1 protein-coding gene and 1 pseudogene are annotated in these 2,547 nt (G+C 76.4%); both read left to right on the top strand.

Annotated elements, in window-relative coordinates; genetic code table 11:
• Nucleotides 1–2,157: HEAT repeat domain-containing protein (locus AOK00_RS22585; RefSeq protein WP_254047460.1), on the top strand; the 2,157-nt coding region annotated here is incomplete at its 5' end.
• Nucleotides 2,154–2,547 (top strand): annotated as a pseudogene (locus AOK00_RS22580) (hypothetical protein); the annotation flags it as partial. The gene AOK00_RS22585 and the pseudogene AOK00_RS22580, both read left to right, overlap by 4 nt.

The raw sequence follows: 2,547 nt of genomic DNA, 5'->3' as shown, positions 1-2,547 counted from the left end.
GACACCGGCGGGGCCGCCACGGCACGCCGGGCCGTCCGCACCTGGGCGGGCGGCGCGGGCGACCGCCTCACCACCATCCACGGCGACGGCACCGTCTTCGAGGGCAACCAGATCTTCGCCCTGTACGGCTCCGAACGCACCGCGCACTTCGTCCAGGGGCCCGTCCCGCCCGAGACGCTCGACCACCTGGGCCGGGTCTACTGCGCCACCTCCGGCTACCGGCGGATGCGGGACCGGCTCCGCGACCACCGGGTCCTCGTCCTGTGCGGCGAACCCGGCAGCGGCCGCAAGGCCACCGCGCTCGCCCTCCTCGACGAACTGACCGGCGGCAAGGTCTTCCGGCTCGATCCGCGCCACGGCGTCGACGAGATCACCGAGGAGGTCCTCCAGGAGAGCGGCGGCCACCTCCTGGAGCTGCTCACCGAGGACGTGCGCGAGGCCGAGCGCGAGCCGCGCGCCGCCCGCTCCGGCCGGGGCGAGCTCACCGCGGCCGCCCGCCGCCCGGTCACCCGGCTCTCCGAACTGCACCTGGACCGCTTCGGCGATCTGCTGCGCGGCCGGGACGCGTACGGGGTCGTCCTCGTCGAGAACGGGGAGCTCGCCGACCGGCTGCTGCGCGGCCGGTACGGGATGTACTGCGCGCCGCCGCCGGCCGACGAGGTCCTCCACCGCCACCTCTGGAACCAGCTGCGCGCCGAGTCCGACCAGGCCCTCGGCGACGCCCGGGCGCGCGGCGCGCGGCGGGACGTCGTCGAGGCCCTCGGTCTTGAGGAGCTGCGGCCCCGCGAGGCGGCGCGGCTCGCCGACCACCTCGCCCGGCACTGGCGCGGTGAGGTGACGGACGAGGAACTCCTGGCGGAATGCGCCTCCTTCGTACGCTCCCAGGCGCGCGAGTGGTTCGCCGGAGCCGACCGTCCGGGCGCCGTCCCCGAGGCCCTGCCGGCCCTGAACGCCGGGGCGTTCCGTATCGCCGTCGCCGTCTTCAACGGCTCCGCGTACAGCCTCGCCGCCGAGGCAGCCGAACTCCTCGCCTGGGAACTCGCGGTCACCCTCGACCCCGAACACCCGCCGGGCCGCCGCCTGTTCGGAACGCACGCCGAACACCGGCCGGTGCAGGCGCGGGCCGTCCTGGAGGACGGCGAGCTGGACCTCGGCCCGGCCAAGGTGCCCGTGCGGGCCGTCCGCTTCCAGGGCGAGGCGCTCGCCGGAGCCGTACTCGGCGAGATCTGGCACGGCTACCACAACGTCCGCGGCCCGGTGGCCCGCTGGCTGCGCTCGCTGTGTGACGACCCGCGCCCCGAGGTGTGGGTGCGGGCCTCCATCGCGGCCGGGGTGCTCTGCTCCTGGGACTGGATCCACGGCTTCCGCGAGCTGGTGGTGCCGCTGGCTGTGACCGACGATCCGGTCGCCCGCATGGCGGCCGCGACCGCGCTCGCCGAGTCCGCGCGCGACCCGCGCGTCCGGCCCGCCGTCGCCGACGTCCTCAAGAACTGGGCCGCGTCCGACGACGAGATGCTCGTCAGGACCGCCCTCCTGGCCCACGGCTACGTGCTGGCCGCCGGCGGCGTCTCCGGATCGCTCGACGCGATCGCCCGGGTCGTCAGGGCCCGCGAGGCGAGCGACATCGAGGTCCTCGTGCCCGCCGCGTTCAGCGTGGCGCGGCTGCTCGCCTGCGGCGAACCCGCCCCCGTGCTCCGACGGCTCCGGCAGTGGCTGGAGGACGGCCGGCTCAACCTCGCCAACCTCGTCCACCTCGCCGTCATCCGCGCCCTGAGCACCCGGACCACCCACCTGTGGGGGCTGCGCGAGGTCCCGGAGCTGGACGGGCACGCGGCCCGCCCGCTGCTGATCGCGCTGCTCGCGACCCGGCCCGAGCTCGCCCCCGAACTCGCCGCGCTGCTGCGGTCCACGCTCACCACCGCCCGCTCGGGCGAGTCGGCCCTGGAGGCGCTCGGCGGGATGCTCCGGCGGGCCGCGAAGGACCCCGAGTCGCTCGGGCTCGTCTGTGCCTTCCTGCCGCGCCTCGCGGTGGACCGGCGTGACCGGGACCGGCTCAGGGGCTTGCTGAACGAACTGGTCCGGGACCGTGACCGGCCCCTGGACAGAGGCGCGGCGCGCCGGATGTGGGACGCCGTGACGGAAGGAGCGAACCGATGACCGGGCCCGAGCAGGACAGGAACCCCCGGCCCGACGAGCGGACGCGCTGGGCCGACCGGGACCGCGACGACCGGGACCGTGACGGCAGGGGACGGGACGAGCGGGCGCGCGACGAGCGGGTCCGGGCCGAGCAGGCCCGTGACGAGCGGGCACGGGGCGACCGCGACCGGGACGACCGGGAGCGGCAGCAGGGGTACGCGGGGCAGCCCGGCGACGGGCGGCGGCGCGGTGGACAGCAGTACGCCGGGCAGCGGTACGACGGGCAGAACGGCGGCGGCCGGCACGCCGGTGGCCGGGACGAGGACGAGGACCTGGACATGGACCCGGACGAGGAGCTGGACCGAGAGCAGCGGCAGCGGCAGGGCGGGGGGCGCGTCCGGGGCCATGTCC

The organism is Streptomyces aureus (assembly GCF_001418135.1).
Taxonomy (GTDB): Bacteria; Actinomycetota; Actinomycetes; order Streptomycetales; family Streptomycetaceae; genus Streptomyces; species Streptomyces aureus_A.
Note: the sequence above shows the minus strand (reverse complement) of the source record. Positions and strands in the feature narration are given on the sequence as shown.